This window comes from Neisseria sp. P0009.S010, from assembly GCF_051958545.1.
GTDB classification, from domain to species: domain Bacteria; phylum Pseudomonadota; class Gammaproteobacteria; order Burkholderiales; family Neisseriaceae; genus Neisseria; species Neisseria subflava_A.
Genome location: NZ_JBQCVH010000006.1, coordinates 117,118 through 133,931 on the forward strand (window position 1 = coordinate 117,118; position 16,814 = coordinate 133,931).

At 48.4% G+C, this 16,814-nt stretch carries 18 protein-coding genes and 4 tRNA genes; all 22 read right to left on the bottom strand.

What is annotated here, in order from left to right:
- Window positions 1–144: 144 nt before the first annotated feature.
- Entirely contained in the window at window positions 145–516 is a 372-nt protein-coding gene (gene rplL / locus ACTHSN_RS08045; protein ID WP_070583257.1) for a 50S ribosomal protein L7/L12, read from the bottom strand.
- A 58-nt stretch (window positions 517–574) separates the two neighbouring features.
- A complete protein-coding gene (rplJ, locus tag ACTHSN_RS08050) occupies window positions 575–1,075 on the bottom strand; it encodes a 50S ribosomal protein L10 (RefSeq protein ID WP_070461120.1) in 501 nt (166 codons plus the stop codon).
- 223 nt (window positions 1,076–1,298) lie between these two features.
- Window positions 1,299–1,994 carry a 50S ribosomal protein L1 gene (rplA, locus tag ACTHSN_RS08055; protein ID WP_003677918.1) on the bottom strand — a complete coding sequence of 232 codons (696 nt, stop codon included), beginning with the start codon at window positions 1,992–1,994 and terminating at the stop codon, window positions 1,299–1,301.
- The gene (rplK, locus tag ACTHSN_RS08060) at window positions 1,994–2,428 is read right to left on the bottom strand and encodes a 50S ribosomal protein L11 (protein WP_002220151.1); all 435 of its coding nucleotides are present in this window, start codon (window positions 2,426–2,428) and stop codon (window positions 1,994–1,996) included. The genes rplA and rplK overlap by 1 nt, the downstream gene beginning before the upstream one ends.
- Before the next feature lie 104 nt (window positions 2,429–2,532).
- Window positions 2,533–3,066, bottom strand: coding sequence for a transcription termination/antitermination protein NusG (gene nusG, locus ACTHSN_RS08065; protein WP_070461118.1), 534 nt, complete (start codon window positions 3,064–3,066; stop codon window positions 2,533–2,535).
- A 2-nt stretch (window positions 3,067–3,068) separates the two neighbouring features.
- The gene (secE, locus tag ACTHSN_RS08070) at window positions 3,069–3,344 is read right to left on the bottom strand and encodes a preprotein translocase subunit SecE (protein ID WP_070461116.1); all 276 of its coding nucleotides are present in this window, start codon (window positions 3,342–3,344) and stop codon (window positions 3,069–3,071) included.
- A 131-nt stretch (window positions 3,345–3,475) separates the two neighbouring features.
- Window positions 3,476–3,551: transfer RNA gene (locus ACTHSN_RS08075), tRNA-Trp, on the bottom strand.
- Between the two features lie 6 nt (window positions 3,552–3,557).
- Window positions 3,558–4,742, bottom strand: coding sequence for an elongation factor Tu (gene tuf, locus ACTHSN_RS08080; RefSeq protein ID WP_002215366.1), 1,185 nt, complete (start codon window positions 4,740–4,742; stop codon window positions 3,558–3,560).
- 50 nt (window positions 4,743–4,792) lie between these two features.
- Window positions 4,793–4,867 (bottom strand) — tRNA-Thr (locus tag ACTHSN_RS08085).
- A gap of 9 nt (window positions 4,868–4,876) precedes the next feature.
- Window positions 4,877–4,950 (bottom strand) — tRNA-Gly (locus tag ACTHSN_RS08090).
- A 31-nt stretch (window positions 4,951–4,981) separates the two neighbouring features.
- Window positions 4,982–5,065 (bottom strand) — tRNA-Tyr (locus ACTHSN_RS08095).
- A gap of 98 nt (window positions 5,066–5,163) precedes the next feature.
- Window positions 5,164–5,415 (bottom strand): YfhL family 4Fe-4S dicluster ferredoxin, encoded by a 252-nt coding sequence (locus ACTHSN_RS08100; protein ID WP_003679513.1) that lies wholly within the window; start codon window positions 5,413–5,415, stop codon window positions 5,164–5,166.
- Between the two features lie 122 nt (window positions 5,416–5,537).
- Window positions 5,538–6,110 carry a 16S rRNA (guanine(966)-N(2))-methyltransferase RsmD gene (rsmD, locus tag ACTHSN_RS08105; RefSeq protein ID WP_070461210.1) on the bottom strand — a complete coding sequence of 191 codons (573 nt, stop codon included), beginning with the start codon at window positions 6,108–6,110 and terminating at the stop codon, window positions 5,538–5,540.
- A gap of 144 nt (window positions 6,111–6,254) precedes the next feature.
- On the bottom strand, window positions 6,255–8,561 hold the full coding sequence (gene topA / locus ACTHSN_RS08110) for a type I DNA topoisomerase (protein ID WP_070461208.1): 2,307 nt from the start codon (window positions 8,559–8,561) through the stop codon (window positions 6,255–6,257).
- Window positions 8,562–8,635: 74 nt separating this feature from the next.
- Window positions 8,636–9,091 carry a DUF494 family protein gene (locus tag ACTHSN_RS08115; protein ID WP_070461207.1) on the bottom strand — a complete coding sequence of 152 codons (456 nt, stop codon included), beginning with the start codon at window positions 9,089–9,091 and terminating at the stop codon, window positions 8,636–8,638.
- A gap of 24 nt (window positions 9,092–9,115) precedes the next feature.
- Window positions 9,116–10,306 carry a DNA-processing protein DprA gene (dprA, locus tag ACTHSN_RS08120; protein ID WP_070461205.1) on the bottom strand — a complete coding sequence of 397 codons (1,191 nt, stop codon included), beginning with the start codon at window positions 10,304–10,306 and terminating at the stop codon, window positions 9,116–9,118.
- A 93-nt stretch (window positions 10,307–10,399) separates the two neighbouring features.
- Window positions 10,400–10,636 (bottom strand): hypothetical protein, encoded by a 237-nt coding sequence (locus ACTHSN_RS08125; RefSeq protein ID WP_070461203.1) that lies wholly within the window; start codon window positions 10,634–10,636, stop codon window positions 10,400–10,402.
- 385 nt (window positions 10,637–11,021) lie between these two features.
- The gene (locus tag ACTHSN_RS08130; protein WP_049331243.1) at window positions 11,022–12,296 is read right to left on the bottom strand and encodes a sigma-54-dependent transcriptional regulator; all 1,275 of its coding nucleotides are present in this window, start codon (window positions 12,294–12,296) and stop codon (window positions 11,022–11,024) included.
- A complete protein-coding gene (locus tag ACTHSN_RS08135) occupies window positions 12,283–14,409 on the bottom strand; it encodes an ATP-binding protein (protein ID WP_440365240.1) in 2,127 nt (708 codons plus the stop codon). The genes ACTHSN_RS08130 and ACTHSN_RS08135 overlap by 14 nt, the downstream gene beginning before the upstream one ends.
- A 3-nt stretch (window positions 14,410–14,412) precedes the next feature.
- Window positions 14,413–15,006 (bottom strand): DUF4390 domain-containing protein, encoded by a 594-nt coding sequence (locus tag ACTHSN_RS08140; RefSeq protein ID WP_049331249.1) that lies wholly within the window; start codon window positions 15,004–15,006, stop codon window positions 14,413–14,415.
- Window positions 14,972–16,231 carry a 16S rRNA (cytosine(967)-C(5))-methyltransferase RsmB gene (gene rsmB, locus ACTHSN_RS08145; protein WP_296184833.1) on the bottom strand — a complete coding sequence of 420 codons (1,260 nt, stop codon included), beginning with the start codon at window positions 16,229–16,231 and terminating at the stop codon, window positions 14,972–14,974. The genes ACTHSN_RS08140 and rsmB overlap by 35 nt, the downstream gene beginning before the upstream one ends.
- A gap of 47 nt (window positions 16,232–16,278) precedes the next feature.
- The gene (locus ACTHSN_RS08150) at window positions 16,279–16,797 is read right to left on the bottom strand and encodes an O-acetyl-ADP-ribose deacetylase (protein WP_049331252.1); all 519 of its coding nucleotides are present in this window, start codon (window positions 16,795–16,797) and stop codon (window positions 16,279–16,281) included.
- Window positions 16,798–16,814: the final 17 nt, after the last annotated feature.

Genomic DNA, 16,814 nt, shown 5'->3' on the forward strand with positions numbered 1-16,814 from the left:
CGGCATGCATCAATCTGATATTTACATTTATTTGCAATGATTTTATAAAGGCTATGCAAATAAATGTAAACAATGCCTGATGCTTATTTTAAGAAGCAAAATAAGGCTGGCAGAAAACTGCCAGCCTTCATAGGAAGCATCAAATTATTTGATTTCGACTTTAGCGCCGGCTTCTTCCAGTTGTTTTTGGATGTCTTCAGCTTCAGCTTTAGAAACACCTTCTTTCAGAGTTTTAGGTGCACCGTCAACGATGTCTTTAGCTTCTTTCAGACCCAAGCCAGTGAGAGCGCGGACAACTTTAATCACGCCAACTTTTTGATCACCGGCAGAAGCCAATACTACGTCAAATTCAGTTTTCTCTTCAGCAGCAGCTGCACCAGCACCTGCAGGACCTGCAACTGCAACTGCAGCAGCAGAAACGCCAAATTTTTCTTCAAAAGCTTTAACCAAATCGTTCAATTCCATTACGGTCAAAGAACCAACGGCTTCCAAAATGTCTTCTTTAGTAATAGCCATGCTATTTATACTCCAAATATTGTATTAAAAAATAATTGATTAAATGAAACAAAATCGATTAAGCGGCTTCTTCGCCAGCTTTTTTCTCTGCCAAAGCAGCCAAACCACGTGCAAGGCCTGATACGGGAGCTTGCATAACGAACAACAGTTTGGACAACAGCTCTTCGCGGCTTGGAATAGAGGCCAACTCAGCAACCTGAGCAGCATCCATTACTTCGCCATTGTAAGAACCGGCTTTAACGATAATTTTGTCATCTTTTTTCGCGAATTGGTGCAGCACTTTAGCAGCAGCAACAGCATCTTCAGAAGCAGCATAAACCAATGGACCAACCATTTGATCGGCCAAATCTGCGAATGAAGTACCTTCTACTGCGCGACGAGCCAGAGTATTTTTCAGAACACGCAAGTAAACGCCTTCTTTACGTGCATTTGCACGAAGCTCAGTCATGCTGGAAACACTGATACCGCGATATTCAGCGACTACAAGAGTTTGAGCGTTAGCAATTGCTGCGCTAATTTCCTCTACGGCCACTTTCTTGGTTTCAATATTGAGACTCAAGGTCTACCTCCCACTGTTTATAAACAGGATACCGAAATGATATCCCACCAGCGCGGTAACCTAAAAAGACATCTTACAAGCAATCTTGCAATGTGTTTCAGGACTACCGTCTGCGTAGGGCAGTTACGATTAAATCTTACGATCCCTACGGTCTTGGACATCTACTTAATTTTAAGTAGCCCAAATCCAGGCAATCCAGAAAACTGGATCACCTGAAAATTTCTTAGTTGTTCACGCTTGCAGTATCAACGCGAACACCCAAACCCATAGTGCTGGATACAGCAACTTTTTTCAGGTACTGACCTTTAGCAGCAGCAGGTTTGGCTTTAACGATAGCATCCAGCAACGCATTGAAGTTCTCTTTCAAGTCAGCTTCAGCGAAAGAAGCACGACCGATAGTTGCATGAACGATACCGGCTTTATCTGTACGGTATTGTACTTGACCTGCTTTTGCATTTTTAACTGCTTCAGCAACGTTAGGAGTAACAGTACCTACTTTAGGGTTTGGCATCAGACCACGAGGACCCAAGATGGTACCCAATTGACCAACGATACGCATTGCATCAGGAGAAGCAATAACAACGTCAAAGTTCAGATTACCAGCTTTGATTTCAGCAGCCAGATCTTCAAAACCGACAATATCTGCACCAGCTTCTTTAGCAGCATCTGCATTTGCACCTTGAGTAAACACAGCTACGCGAGTTGTTTTACCGGTACCTTTAGGCAGAACGACTGAACCACGGATAACTTGGTCAGATTTACGAGGATCAACACCCAAGTTGAAAGATACATCAACAGACTCGTCAAATTTAGCAGTAGCAGCTTTTTTAACCAAAGCAATTGCTTCATCGATTGCGTACAGTTTGTTAGCTTCAACAGAAGAGCGCAGAGCTTTCAAGCGTTTAGATACTTTAGCCATTATACAACACCCTCCACATCCAAGCCCATTGAGCGAGCAGAGCCGGCGATAGTACGAACAGCCGCATCCAAATCAGCAGCAGTCAAATCAGGCTCTTTAGTTTTAGCAATTTCTTCCAACTGAGCGCGGGTCAATTTACCCACTTTGTTAGTCAGAGGATTAGAACTACCTTTTTGCAGACCAGCAGCTTTTTTCAACAAGATAGAAGCTGGTGGGGTTTTCATCACAAATGTGAATGATTTATCTGCAAATGCGGTGATCACGACTGGAATTGGCAAACCAGGTTCCATACCTTGGGTTGCAGCATTAAATGCTTTACAGAATTCCATGATGTTCAAACCACGCTGACCCAAAGCAGGACCAACTGGGGGAGATGGATTGGCTTTACCTGCAGGAATTTGCAGTTTGATGTAGCCGATAATTTTCTTTGCCACTTAAGGACTCCTAAAAACGGGTATAACGCGGAACCATTCCGCTTCCCAAACAGAATTTGCGATTATATCTGCTTAAAAAAAAATTTTCAAGCGAATTAAACCACTTAAATCTTTTCAACCTGACCGAACTCTAATTCAACCGGTGTTTCCCGACCAAAAATTTGAACTGAAACACGCAGTCTATTACGCTCGTAGTTAACTTCATCAACAATTCCATTGAAATCAGCAAATGGACCTTCATTCACACGAACCTGCTGACCCACTTCGAATTCAACTTTTGGTTTTGGCTTCTCAACACCTGTTTTGGCTTGTTGCAAAATAGCATCTGCATCTTTTTGAGAAATTGGGATTGGACGATTTCCGCTACCACCTACAAAGCCATTTACTCGAGGGGTACTCTTAACCAAATGCCATGAATCATCGGTCATTTCCATTTCAACCAGCACATAGCCTGGATAGAATTTACGCTCACTGATGGTTTTTCGGCCATTCTTGATGTCTACCACTTCCTCTACAGGAACGAGAATCTGACCGAAATATTCTTCCATGTTTTCACGAGTAATACGCTCTTTCAATGTTTTTTGAACATTTTTCTCGAAACCGGAATAGGCCTGTACCACATACCAACGCTTTGACATCTTTACCCTTTCCTATTTAATAAAACATCAAAAAACAACCATGAAATAATTGTATCTGCCGCATAAATGAAGGCTGCTAAAACTGCAACGAAGATAATCACAAATACAGTCATTTTAACCGCTTCATCACGACTCGGCCAAACTACCTTCTTAAACTCAGTCCAAGAGCTCTTAAAATATGCAAACAGACCTTCTTTCTTTTCAGGAGCCGGCTTATTACTTACCACAACTTCCTTTTTCTGATGGCCTTCTTTGCGTCCAGACGGATGTTCTGTCATCTTTACTCACTTATCAATACCCCACCCGCCTTCATTTTAGATAGCGGCATTGATCCATTAATTAATTCCAAATAATCTTAGAACTTAAGTACAAAAAAATTAACCGGCACAAGGCCGGTTAATTTTTTATTTGGCAGGCCAAGAGGGTCTCGAACCCCCAACCCTCGGTTTTGGAGACCGATACTCTACCAATTGAGCTATTGGCCTCTAAACTTAAGCGATTACAGAAGAAACCACACCCGCACCTACGGTACGACCACCTTCGCGAATCGCAAAGCGCAGACCTTCTTCCATAGCGATTGGCGCAATCAGTTCTACAGTAATGGTTACGTTCTCACCTGGCATTACCATTTCTACGCCTTCTTCCAAAGTAACTGCACCAGTTACGTCAGTAGTACGGAAGTAGAATTGTGGACGGTAGTTAGCGAAGAATGGAGTGTGACGACCACCCTCTTCTTTGCTCAGTACGTATACTTCTGCTTTGAACTTGGTGTGAGGAGTGATAGTACCTGGTTTAGCCAATACTTGACCACGCTCTACGTCTTCACGTTTAGTACCACGCAGCAATACGCCTACGTTGTCACCCGCTTGACCTTCGTCCAGCAGTTTGCGGAACATTTCAACGCCGGTGCAAGTGGTTTTTTGGGTTTCTTTCAAACCTACGATTTCGATCTCGTCACCAACGTGGATGATACCGCGCTCTACACGACCGGTTACTACTGTACCACGGCCGGAGATAGAGAATACGTCTTCGATAGGCAACAAGAAAGGTTTGTCCACAGCACGCTCAGGTGTTGGGATGTAGCTGTCCAAGGCAGCAGCCAATTCGAAGATTTTTTCTTCGTAAGCAGCATCACCTTCCAAAGCTTTCAGTGCAGAACCTTGTACGATTGGGCAGTCGTCGCCAGGGAAGTCGTAGCTTGACAACAAGTCACGGATTTCCATTTCAACCAGTTCCAACAGCTCGGCATCGTCAACCATGTCGCATTTGTTCATGAATACGATGATGTAAGGTACACCTACTTGGCGAGCCAACAGGATGTGTTCGCGAGTTTGAGGCATAGGACCGTCAGCGGCAGAACATACCAAGATCGCGCCGTCCATTTGGGCAGCACCGGTAATCATGTTTTTAACGTAGTCGGCGTGGCCCGGGCAGTCTACGTGTGCGTAGTGACGGGTTTCAGTTTCGTATTCTACGTGTGAGGTATTAATGGTAATACCACGAGCTTTTTCTTCAGGAGCGTTGTCGATTTGGTCGTAAGCTTTTGCAGCGCCACCGAATTTTTTAGCCAAAATAGTAGTCAAAGCAGCAGTCAGAGTGGTTTTACCATGGTCAACGTGACCGATGGTGCCAACGTTTACGTGCGGTTTGCTACGTTCAAATTTTTCCTTAGCCATGGCAATATCCTATAATCTAAGCTTTTTGAAAATAAAGGGTAATAATGAGATGGTGCCCATGGGCAGATTTGAACTGCCGACCTCTCCCTTACCAAGGGAGTGCTCTACCCCTGAGCTACATGGGCGAAATTGTTTGGAGCGGGTGAAGGGAATCGAACCCTCACCGTAAGCTTGGAAGGCTTCTGCTCTACCATTGAGCTACACCCGCATACTCACTTTTTGCTCCAAGTAAGAATTTTTGGTGGAGGGAGAAGGATTCGAACCTTCGAAGCTCGCGCAACAGATTTACAGTCTGCCCCCTTTGACCGCTCGGGAATCCCTCCAAAAGAGAACGCTAGTTTATTGGCAACTCAGATTTCCGTCAAGATTTTTTTTCATTTATTTCTTTAAAAACATCCAAGTTTTTGCTTTTAAACACTATTTATTTAAACTGAATGATTTTTTCGTACTTAGCCATCAGTTCTTCGTGCGTTTCAGGATGCTCTTCATCGATCAAGATACAGTCGACAGGACATACCTGTTGGCACTGAGGCTCATCGTAATGGCCTACACATTGCGTACACAAATTTGGATTGATTTCGTAAATTTCTTCACCTTGCGAAATGGCATCATTAGGGCATTCCGGTTCGCACACATCGCAGTTAATGCACTCATCTGTAATAAAGAGCGACATTTCTATTTCCTTTTTTCTTAAATTATCAAAACCGATTGGGCGCGGATTATAGCACAAATGACGTCGGAACAATCCGTTTAAAAGAATGTTTTACACCTTGGGAATGATTCTCAAATTCTATACTATTCAGCAACTTGCGAATAGAGCGATAATTCAAACCTACTCATTCCCGCCTTTCCTTCCCGATAAATTTCCAGCCAATCCGGTTTTTCAGGCAACTTCCCTGCTTCAATATAGACCATTGCCCCATTTTTCAAGTGGCTTTGCAATCGGATAAACAGATTTTGCCAATCTTCCCATGCAAACGGCGGATCAAGAAACACAACATCAAATTTTTCAGACGGCCTTGTCAGATAAGCCATGCCGTCTGAACACACAATTTCCACCTGTTTCAAACCTAATTCACAGATATTTTTCTGAAGCGTTTGAACAGTTTGGCGGTGGTTATCGACCATTAGCACTTTTGCCGCATTACGAGAAGCAGCCTCCATTCCTAAAGCACCGCTACCGCTGAATAAATCTAATACCGTTTTGCCGGTTAAATCCTGACCCAACCAATTAAATAGTTTTTCACGCACGCTGTCAGGCGTCGGGCGCAGACCATCTGCAGATAAAAATGTTAGCTTTCGTCCCCTGCATTGCCCACCGATGATACGTACTTGATTGCTGTGTTTGGAATGTTTGTTGTTTGCCATAATTCTTAAAAGATGCCGAGTTTTCAGACGGCCTTAATTATATAGTGAAACTGCTATCAAGCCGTATTTCACTCTATTCTTTTAGAAACAAAAAGGCCGTCTGCAAATCATTTTTCAGACGGCCTTTACTATTTCATTAACAAATTATTCCTTCGGTGCAGGCGGTTCAATTTGCTCTTTCCAACCACATTCTTTTTGCGGGCAGACTTTCTCCACGCCCCAGCGTTTGGTGGTTTTGATGGTCAAAACCGGCCACGCGCATTTTGGACAGGTTTCTGCAATGGGTGGGTTCCATGTCGCGTAGTTGCAATCCGGATAAGTGCTGCAACTGTAAAACAGTTTGCCGTAGCGGGATTTGCGCTCGACGAGGTTGCCTTTTTTGCATTGTGGGCACTGGACGCCGGTGTCTTTGGGTTTTTCCAGCGGCTCGACGTGTTTGCATTTGGGGTAGTTGGCGCAGCCGATGAATTTGCTGCCGGTGCGGCTGTATTTGTACAACAACCGTCCGCCACATTTGGGGCATTCGCGCCCGTCGAGTTCGGCTTGTTCTGCTTCAGCTTTGGCGATGCGCTCGGCGGCCTCTTCGGCGGTTTCGTTGACGTTGCGCGTGTAGCTGCACTCTGGATAACCAGCGCAGGCGACGAAACGGCCCATTTTGCCAAACTTGATTTGCAGTTTGTGTTCGCCGCATTTGGGGCAGGTTTCGTCGAGTTCCTGCGTGGTGAATTTGGCACGTTCGATACCTTCTTTTTCTTCCACTTGTTTGATAAATGGTTTCCAGAATTTATCCATCACGGGAATCCATTGGCGTTTGCCATTGGCAATCTCGTCAAGCTGGTCTTCGAGTTTGGCGGTAAAGTGGTAATCGACGTATTGGGCGAAGTGTTCGGTCAGGAATTTATTGACGATGTCGCCTGTGTCGGTGGGCATGAAGCGTTTTTGCTCAAGGGTAACGTATTCGCGGTCTTTGAGCGTGGAAATAATACTGGCGTAGGTGGAGGGACGGCCAATGCCGTATTCTTCGAGGGCTTTAACCAGCGTGGCTTCGTTGTAGCGCGGCGGCGGAGTGGTAAAGTGTTGTTCGCCGTAAAGTTTGTCTACAGGCAGTTTGTCGCCTTCGCTCATTTCGGGCAGTTTTTTGCTGTCTTCGCTCTCTTCGTCATCGCTGCTTTCTTCATACACGCTCAAAAAGCCTGCGAAAGTCTGCACTTGTCCGGTTACGCGGAATACGCCCTTACCAACGGTAATATCGACGGTGGTTTGGTCGAATTTGGCGGGCGTCATCTGACAGGCGACGGTGCGCTGCCAAATCATTTGATAGAGTTTGAACTGGTCTGCGCTCAGGAAGGGTTTGACGCTTTCGGGCGTGCGGTACACGGAAGTCGGACGGATGGCTTCGTGCGCTTCTTGGGCGTTTTTGGATTTGGTTTTGTACTGCTTGGCCGAACTTGGCAGATATTCTTTGCCGATTTTGTTTTCGATGTAATGGCGGATTTCGGTTAACGCTTCATCGGCCAAATTCACGCTGTCGGTACGCATATAGGTAATCAGACCGATGGCGCCCTGCCCTACGTCTATACCTTCATAAAGTTGCTGAGCGGTACGCATGGTGCGGTCGGTGGTGAAGCCGAGTTTGCGCACGGCATCCTGCTGCATGGTAGATGTGGTGAACGGCGCGGCGGGATTGCGGCTGCGCTTTTTCTTTTCAATGGCGGTAACGACGGCCTCTTTGCCTTCGAGTTCTTTCAATACGTCGGCTTGCGCGGCTTCGTTCGGCAGGTCGAATTGTTCGAGTTTCGCGCCGTTGTATTGGGCGAGTTTGGCGGTAAACTTGCTGCGGCCTTTGTGGCTGTCGAGATGTACCGTCCAATATTCCTGCGCTTCAAACGCGCGGATTTCATTTTCGCGCTCGCAAATCAGGCGCAAAGCGGGACTTTGTACACGGCCTGCGCTCAAACCGCGTCGGATTTTTTTCCACAACAATGGCGAGAGGTTGAAACCGACCAAATAGTCCAAAGCTCGGCGGGCTTGTTGCGCATCGACCAAGTCCATTTCGATTTCGCGCGGATTGGCGACGGCGTCGAGCACGGCGTTTTTGGTGATTTCGTGGAACACGACACGCTGCGGCTTGATGTTTTTCAGGCCGCGTTTGGATTTGAGGATTTCATAAAGATGCCATGAGATGGCTTCGCCTTCCCTATCCGGGTCGGTTGCGAGGTAGATGTTTTCGGCTTCTTTGGCACCGGCGACGATGGCATCGACGTGTTTGCTGTTGCGGCTGATCAGCTGGTACTTCATGGCAAAGCCGTTGTCGGGATCTACTGCTCCGCTTTTGGGTACCAAGTCGCGGACATGACCGTAAGACGCCAAGATTTCAAAATCACCTCCCAGATATTTTTTCAGGGTTTTGGCTTTGGACGGGGATTCGACGATTAATAGGTTTTTCGCCATTGTTGTTCTCTTTTGGATGTATTGGGTTTATGTTTCAGACGGCCTTTATTATTAAGGCCGTCTGAAACAAGGTTTTAGTGCATCACGTTTTGTCCGGTCAACGCACTCATCAAGTCGTCGCCTATCAGGACGGATAGCTCGCTCTTGTGCATCCATAACACCAGCAATACCAACACTTTGGCGGTATCGAGGGTGATTTCGTCCGATGGAATGTGCATCAGGGCGTGAATGACGATTTCGCGTTGCTCATAAGTAATTGCGTGCTCGGCAACCAAATACTGCATCAAGCCCATGACTTCCTGCGGCAGGTTTTCAGCTTCTTCACGGCAGAATACGCGCAGGGAGTCGCTGTTAAACGGCTCGGCATAGAATTCGGACGTATTGAACAAGACTTCCATCATCATCAATGTATTGCCGATTTCCGTAGCATCAAAACCCGCATCTTCCAAGAGGCGACCCAAATCCTCCGGAGGCGGACAATTGTCGAAATCTTGGAAGTGTTCGATTAAATAGGCAATGACTTCGGTCATGCTGGTTCCTTAAATATAGATAATTTATGCTTTGACACGCTGATAACGGCCGCCCGGTAAGGCGGCAACAATACCGTCAAGTTCGTATTCCAAAAGCTGTGCGTACACGTCTGCCGCTGCCGTATTGGTTTGTTGCGCCAAAATATCGGGGTGTATCGGGTCGTAACCCATTGCTTCCAATAAAGCGCTTGTTGATGGGGCGGCAGATAGGTTTTCAGACGGCCTTTGCGGTTCATCCGCTATTGTTTTTTGTTGCAGATGTTTGGTTCGATCGTTTTTCAGTTTTACCGTCTTATTTATAGAATATGATGGAACAGGCGTATTTTGCAATAGCTGCGGACACTCATGGAGAATATCGTCCAGACATTCCACCAGTTTTGCCCCGTCTTTAATCAGCTTGTGACAGCCTTTGCTGTGCGGATTGTCTATCGAACCGGGCACCGCCATCACTTCGCGCCCCATCTCCGCCGCCAACTTGGCGGTAATCAATGAGCCGGATTCCAATGCCGCTTCAACCACCAAGGTCAGCTGCGATAACGCGGCAATCAGACGGTTGCGGCGCGGAAAGTTGCCTGCAAACGGACGCGTGTCCAAAGGGAACTCGCTGACAATCAATCCTTTTTCAGCAATTTCATAAGCAAGGTTTTTATTGGACGGCGGATAAATGCGGTCTATACCGGTTCCCCAGACGGCGATGGTGCCGCCATCTGCCTGCAATGCCCCCTGATGGGCGGCGGTATCGATACCCGAAGCCATACCCGATACGACGGGAATGCCTTTTTCGCTCAACGCCCTGCCGAAATCTTTGGCAATCCGCATTGCCTGCGGCGTGGCATGGCGGCTGCCGACAATCGCGGCAGAAGATGTGTGCAACAACTCTGCATTGCCGCGTAAAAACAAAACCGGCGGCGCGGTAATACCTTGTGTCAGCATTTCGGGGAAATCATCATCTTGCAGCAGCAACAGACGGCAACCGTCCTGCATTTCCCATTTTAAAGCGGCTTCAGCTGACTGCTGCGCCAAAGCCCGTTTGTCTGCATTACGCCACGACTCGACTGCCTGTTTATGGCGCACCAACGCGGCAATTGTATCTGCCGGCGCATTCAAGGCAGCTTGTGCGCTACCGAATTGCTGCAACAGCACCAAAAAACTTTCTGCGCCGATATAGGGCGTAAATGCCAGTTGCAACCAAGCAAAACGCTCGTTTTCCGTCATCAATCTGTTCCCTTTTCGTAATGTTTTTTCAGACGGCCCGAAGTAAATAAAGGCCGTCTGAATATTTTATTAATATAAAGCTTTAGTTACCCATCACAGTAACTTTCTCAGAACATCATTTTTATCCAATATACGATTAATCAGATATTCATCATCAGGTTTTAAGTTATCCATTAGCTCATCTACAACGGCCATACGGCTACGTAGAAATTTCAAAAGCTCCGGATTTGGGTTTTCTTTATTGTATTCATCATAGCGAGCCTGAACTAAAGACTGCTGACTTTGGCCTAAAATCTCTAAAGCTACTTCATAATCAAAATGTCCTAACATTGGATAACTCCTTTTCAAAAGTACATCTTTACATTAAAGCATATTTACATCTTTATGTTTTAGCCATTACTGCTGCATTTCATTTTGAATTGCCTGAATGACAAAATCTTTCAAAGAAATACCATGTTGAGCACAATAATTTTTCAATTCTTGATGCATCGATTCAGACATAATCAATGTATAGTGTTTTTCCGACTCAGTTGTAATCTGAGCAGTTTTGCCGACTTTCGTATTCTTTCGGCTTAAAAGGCAAAATAACAATGCCGAGCCATATCATTATTTTTATAAAGTATTGCTTGCCTAAGCAAACCGTCAAATGACGATGCCGTCTGAAAAACCTGATGGCTTTCAGACGGCCTCTATTGTGTTTGAACCGATATTGCGCTTATTCTTCGGATTTGTCGGCGCTGCGGCGCGATACGCTGATACCGAGTTGTTTGAGTTTGCGGTAAAGGTGTGTACGCTCCAAACCGACCTTTTGCGCCACGCGGCTCATATTTTGGCCTTCTTGGGCGATGTGGTACTCAAAGTAGCGGCGCTCGACTTCTTCCCTCAATTCGCGCAAAGGCATATTGAAATTGAAGCCACCGATGATTTCTGTCGCCGTCGCGTTTTCCTTCTGACCCAAAGCCACGGCAACAGCCTGATCGTCCACTTCTTTGCCGTCCGATTCCAACATGATGTTTTTCACTGTTTCGGCAAGCTGGTCGTAATTGCCCGGCCAATCGTATTGGCGCAAAACCACCAACGCGCTATCGCTGAATTTTACCGGCTGGATTTTTTGACTTTCGGCCAAATCGGTCATGATGCGGTTGATTAAAAAGACGATATCGTCCGGTTGGCTGCGCAAAGAAGGAACATTGATGCACTCTTTCAACAGCTCCGCCAGTCGGCCGGCAACGACGTCATCAGCGCTCTCACCGCGTTTAAAGCCGCATGAAGCAATCACACGGACATTGTAGCGGTCGGCTTTTTCAAGCAAGAAAGCAATGCCGTTTTGGATATTTTTGCTGTAACGGGCAATATCGCCGACATACAAAATACCGCCCGATGCTTTTTGCAACAACTCCAACGGCGTATCGACAATGTGTTCGACACGGTCGGTTGCCACCCAAGGCGTACCGCTTTTGTGCAGATAGCGGGCGACAATTTCAAACGGCGAGCCTGCCTCACCGGCCAACAACAGCGGGCGATTGTGTTTGGCGGCCGCTTCAATGCTGCCGTTCATTTCTTGAATAACCGGGCTGTTGCCCAGTTTGTCCAAAGTCATGCCGGAGGCCGTCTGAACTTCGCCATGTTTCAAGGCGCGTTCTACCGCAGACAAGAGTTTTTGCAGGGCAATCGGTTTTTCCAGAAAATCGAGCGCGCCGATTTTAGTGGCTTCAACCGCGGTGTCAATGCTGGCATGACCGCTCATCATAACAACAGGCATATTGAGTTGGCCGTTTTTCGCCCACTCTTTCAACAAAGTGATGCCGTCGCAATCGGGCATCCAAATGTCCAGCAACACCATGGCCGGACGCGTTTGATAACGCAATTGGCGCGCTTCTTCGGCATTTTCGGCTAAAGTGACGGTATAGCCTTCGTCTTGAAGGATTTCGGAGAGCAGGTCGCGGATGCCTACTTCATCATCTACAATCAAAATATCACTGCTTCGCATAAGTTTCTGCCATTTCCGGTAAAGCTATTTTGACGCACGCGCCGCCGCTGTTCTGATTGCTCAGGCTGATACGGCCGCCATGCTCCTCAATAATTTTTTTCACAACGGGCAAGCCCAGCCCCGTTCCTGTCGGTTTGTCGGTAACGTACGGCTCAAAAGCATTGTGCAGCATTTCTTTGCTGAAACTTTTACCGTTGTTGCAGACGGTCAGGAAAACCTGTCCGCCTTCGCGCCCTGTTTCAACGTTTACTTGCGGCGCTTCGTCCGACTCTGCCGCTTCTGCGGCATTCTTAAATAGGTTATGCAACACTTGGCGCATCGCCGTCGTATCGGCAACAATCGGCAGGGCGTCGGCGCTGAGCCACGCATTAAATTTGCACGCGCCGGCCTCATATAATACCAATACTTCCGACACCAAACCGTTTAAATCTTGTTTTTCTAAATTCAGCGATGGCGCACGCGCATAATTGCGGAATGCTTCGACCATTTCTTTTAGCGCGGCAACCTGTTTGACGATGGTATCGGTTGAACGGCTGAGGATTTGGGCGTCTTGTTCATCAAGTTTATCATGCAATTTCCATGCCAATCTCTCGGCGGAAAGCTGGATAGGCGTAAGCGGATTGCGGATTTCATGCGCCAAACGTTTCGCCACTTCGCCCCATGCGGCCTCTTTTTGCGCGCGTATCAAGACGGTAATGTCATCAATCACCATCACCACGCCGTTATCGTTGTCTTCCGGCAGGATGGTGGCCTTACCCAATAAGATTCGGGCATCATCGGGCGCGGCGTATTCGACTTGGACGGGTTTGTCGCTGTCGGCGGTTTCATTAATGGCGGCAAACACATCGGCCAACAGGGTTTGCTGCGGCGATTTGCCGTGCCATTGATGCCAGTTGCTGCCCCACAAAGACACCAACGAAACGCCCAAAATCTGTTCGGCGGCTTTGTTAAAGGTTTTCAGACGGCCGTCGGCATCCAAAGTAATCACGCCTGTGGTCAAACTTTCCAACACGCATTCCAAATAATGGCGGGCGGCTTCTTCGCGCAAACGGTTGCGCTCGTCCGCCTCTTTGGCAATCGCCAATTGCTCGGTCATGTGGTTGAATAACTGGGTCAACCGGCCGAACTCGTCATTGCGGAACACCGGCCGGGTCTGGCTGAAGTCGCCCTGAGCCACCGCCCGCGCGCCCTCTGCCAACGACAACACCGGCGCCACAAAACGGCGGGCAAAATACAAAGCCATAACCAGCGCCAAAAAGATGGCCAACAATGTCGCGACCAACAGCGTGGACAGGAAAAAGGTTTGCAGGCCTTTTTTGGTATAACTCAGCTCGGCGTATTTGGCACGGGCCGCTTCAATCAGCGTCGCGTCTTGGGCAACATCTTTCGGAATCGGCTGCCGGAAAAATAGCGCATAATCCTGATTTTTATGCGTACCGATCAGCATCCAACCCTGAGCATACAGCACGCCGCCGATGTTTTCCAAGCTGCGTACCGAGCCGGTCTGCTCCAGCTGCTCCCATCCTTCTTTGTTAAGCTCAGGTTGATTTAGTTTCAGGGGATTGATGCTTTTCTCGGCTTTATGGGTAGTCGCGTTATAAAGCGCCAGCTGGGCAAAGTCGGAAGTAAGCGCGGACTTTGCCAGCGCTTGCCCTAAGTTGCCGTCCAGCGAAGCGGCGCTGATTAAGTCGATTTGCACCGGCGTGGCGTTGCTGACAGCGTTGTCCACCGCCAAGTTCAGCGCGGATTTGCTCAAGTTTAAGCTGCGCTCCAATGCCTCATGGGTATCGTTGCCAAACCAAGAATTAATCGTACCGTTAATAAACTGGGCGGAAATACCGAACAAAAACACGCCCGGCAATACGGCAACCAAGGTAAACATCCCCGACAGCCTACGCGCAATCTGCGAACCGAACACGCTTTTGCTGTTGTCGCGCATCAAAAGCACGACATAGCGCACCAACACCGCGGCCAACACCAGCAACAGCAAGCCGCACAAAGCAACAATCCACCAGAAATAATCGGACAATACGTTGCTGCTGCCCGTTGCAACAGTTAGACCGTACAACAAAACAACGGCGAATACGGCGGCAATCAGAAGAAAGCGGCGCATGGTTTACTCCTGCACGACCGACAAGGACTTCCAACCAGAATCCAAATGCCAGTTTTTAGACGTCAGGGCATTGATTTGGAACGGTTTGGGCAGCTTGGCGGTTGTCAGCAGCAGGCGGATTTCAGCCTTCGTGTCTTTGGCGGCCACGTCACTCAGCGCGCCTTTGGACAAAACCTTCCAATTCGCGACCGCACCTACTGCGCGCAAGGCAGTTTCAAGCGTGTCGTACTCGGTAGAAAACGTACCGACGGTAACGCGATAGCGGTTGGTCAGTGGATGGAAGGACAATTTATATTGAATCGTGCTGTCGTTGTTGAGCAGCTGGTCGAACTTGAATTTATAAGACGCCACGGACGGTGCCGACAGCTGCCAACTTAAATTGAAATGCAGGGGGACGCCCTGTTTGAGTGCTTCTTTAAGCTGATCGGGCAGGTCGGTGCGGAAACGGCTGCTGACGGAAAGCTGTCCGGCATGGGTCAGCTTTGCCTCGGCACGGGTCGCACTGATGCCCTCGCCCGCCGCGTTCAGCGACACGGCGAGCAAGAGCGGTACAATCAGCGTTTTACTGCTTTTTAATAAGCGCGTAATAAAAGCCATCTTGATGTTTGTTCGGTAAAAGCACATGCGACTCGATCAACTCGGCATCGGCATGGCGGTTAAGGAATTTTTGCAACTGACCGTCGTTTTCTTCGACGAAGACCGAGCAGGTAGCCAGCAACATCCTGCCGTTTTTCGTCAGGGTCTGCCACAGCGCGTCTAATAACGCTTCCTGTTGGCGTGCGGTTTTGACGGCATCGGTCGGTCGGCGCAGCCATTTGACGTCGGGATTGCGGCGCGCTACGCCCGAAGCGGTACACGGCACATCTGCCAAGACAGCGTCAAAGGTCTTGCCATCATACCACGCTGTCAAGTCCTGCGCATCGGCACAAGTCAAAGAGGCCGTCTGACAGCCTAAACGGTCAAGATTGCTCTTCACCCTGTTCAGACGGCCTTCGTCTATATCCAAAGCGGTAACATGACAATCTGCCAGTTCCAAGATATGGCCTGTCTTGCCGCCCGGCGCTGCACAGGCATCGAGAATGCGTTCGCCGTCTTTCGGGTTCAACAAATAGGCAGCACGTTGCGCACCAAAATCCTGCACCGACACCAGGCCATCTGAAAAACCAGGCAGGCGGTTTACCGGCACGGCTTCTTCCAACATTACGGCGTATTCGTCCAACGCCCTGGCCGCAATACCTTCCGCAGCCAATTTTTCCAAATAACTTTCGGCATTGCCGTGTCGGCGGTTGACACGCAAAGTCATCGGCGGATGCGATTGCAGCGCAGTGGTGATGTTGTGCCAATGTTTCGGATAATGGTTTCTCAAATAAGCCACCCACCACAGCGGCAAATTGTGTTTTGCTACATCGTCTTTTTTGCAGGAAGCCGCGAGCTTGTCGCGTTCACGCAAAAAGCGGCGCAAAATCGCATTGGCAAACGAGCGGAACTGGCCGCGGCCGATTTTGGCAATGCTTTCCACCGCTTCATTGACCACGGCATGAGGCGCATTGCGCGTGTAATGCAGTTGGTACATCGCCGCTAAAAGCAGGCTTTCAAGCTGCGGATTGTCAATCGGCTTCTTCAGCATTTGACCAAGCATATACTTCAAACTTCCCAAATAACGTTGGCAACCGTAGGCAATATCCTGCAACGCGCCGTTTTCCTGCGCCGTCAGCTGCGGATGAGCCGCGCGGATTTCCGCCAAAACATCCTGAAGATTGCGCCCTTCGGCAACCGCGGCAACGCTGTCGGCGGCCAATTTTTGGGCGAGGGACATACTCATATTTTTGCTTTCTGATTCATAATTTGATTTCAAGTGTTTGGCGGATTTCAGACGGCCTGTTCGGCAGCCAGCAATGCCCGATAATATTCGGCATCTGTTTTGGAAAAACAGCAAAAGATGATTTTTTCCACTGCCGGACATTGCGGCAGGGTTTGCTTCAAACTCTCCAAAGCGATACGCGCGGCGGCTTCGGCCGGGAAGCGGTACACACCGGTGCTGATGCACGGAAAGGCGATGCTGTGAAGATCGTGTTTCTGGGCAAGCAGCAAGGAATTGGCATAGGATTGTGCCAATTTAGCCTCTTCATTTTGTTTTCCGCCAAACCATACCGGCCCGACCGTGTGGATGACAAAACGCGCAGGCAAACGGTAGCCTTTGGTTATTTTGGCTTCGCCTGTGCGGCAACCGCCCAAAGTGCGGCACTCGTCCAGCAGCTCTTTGCCTGCGGCACGGTGTATCGCACCGTCCACGCCGCCACCGCCCAACAACGATGAATTGGCGGCATTGACAATCGCATCGACTGCCAATCGGGTAATATCGCCCTCGACCACTTCAAAAACAGCCATTGTTTTCTTTCCTCTAC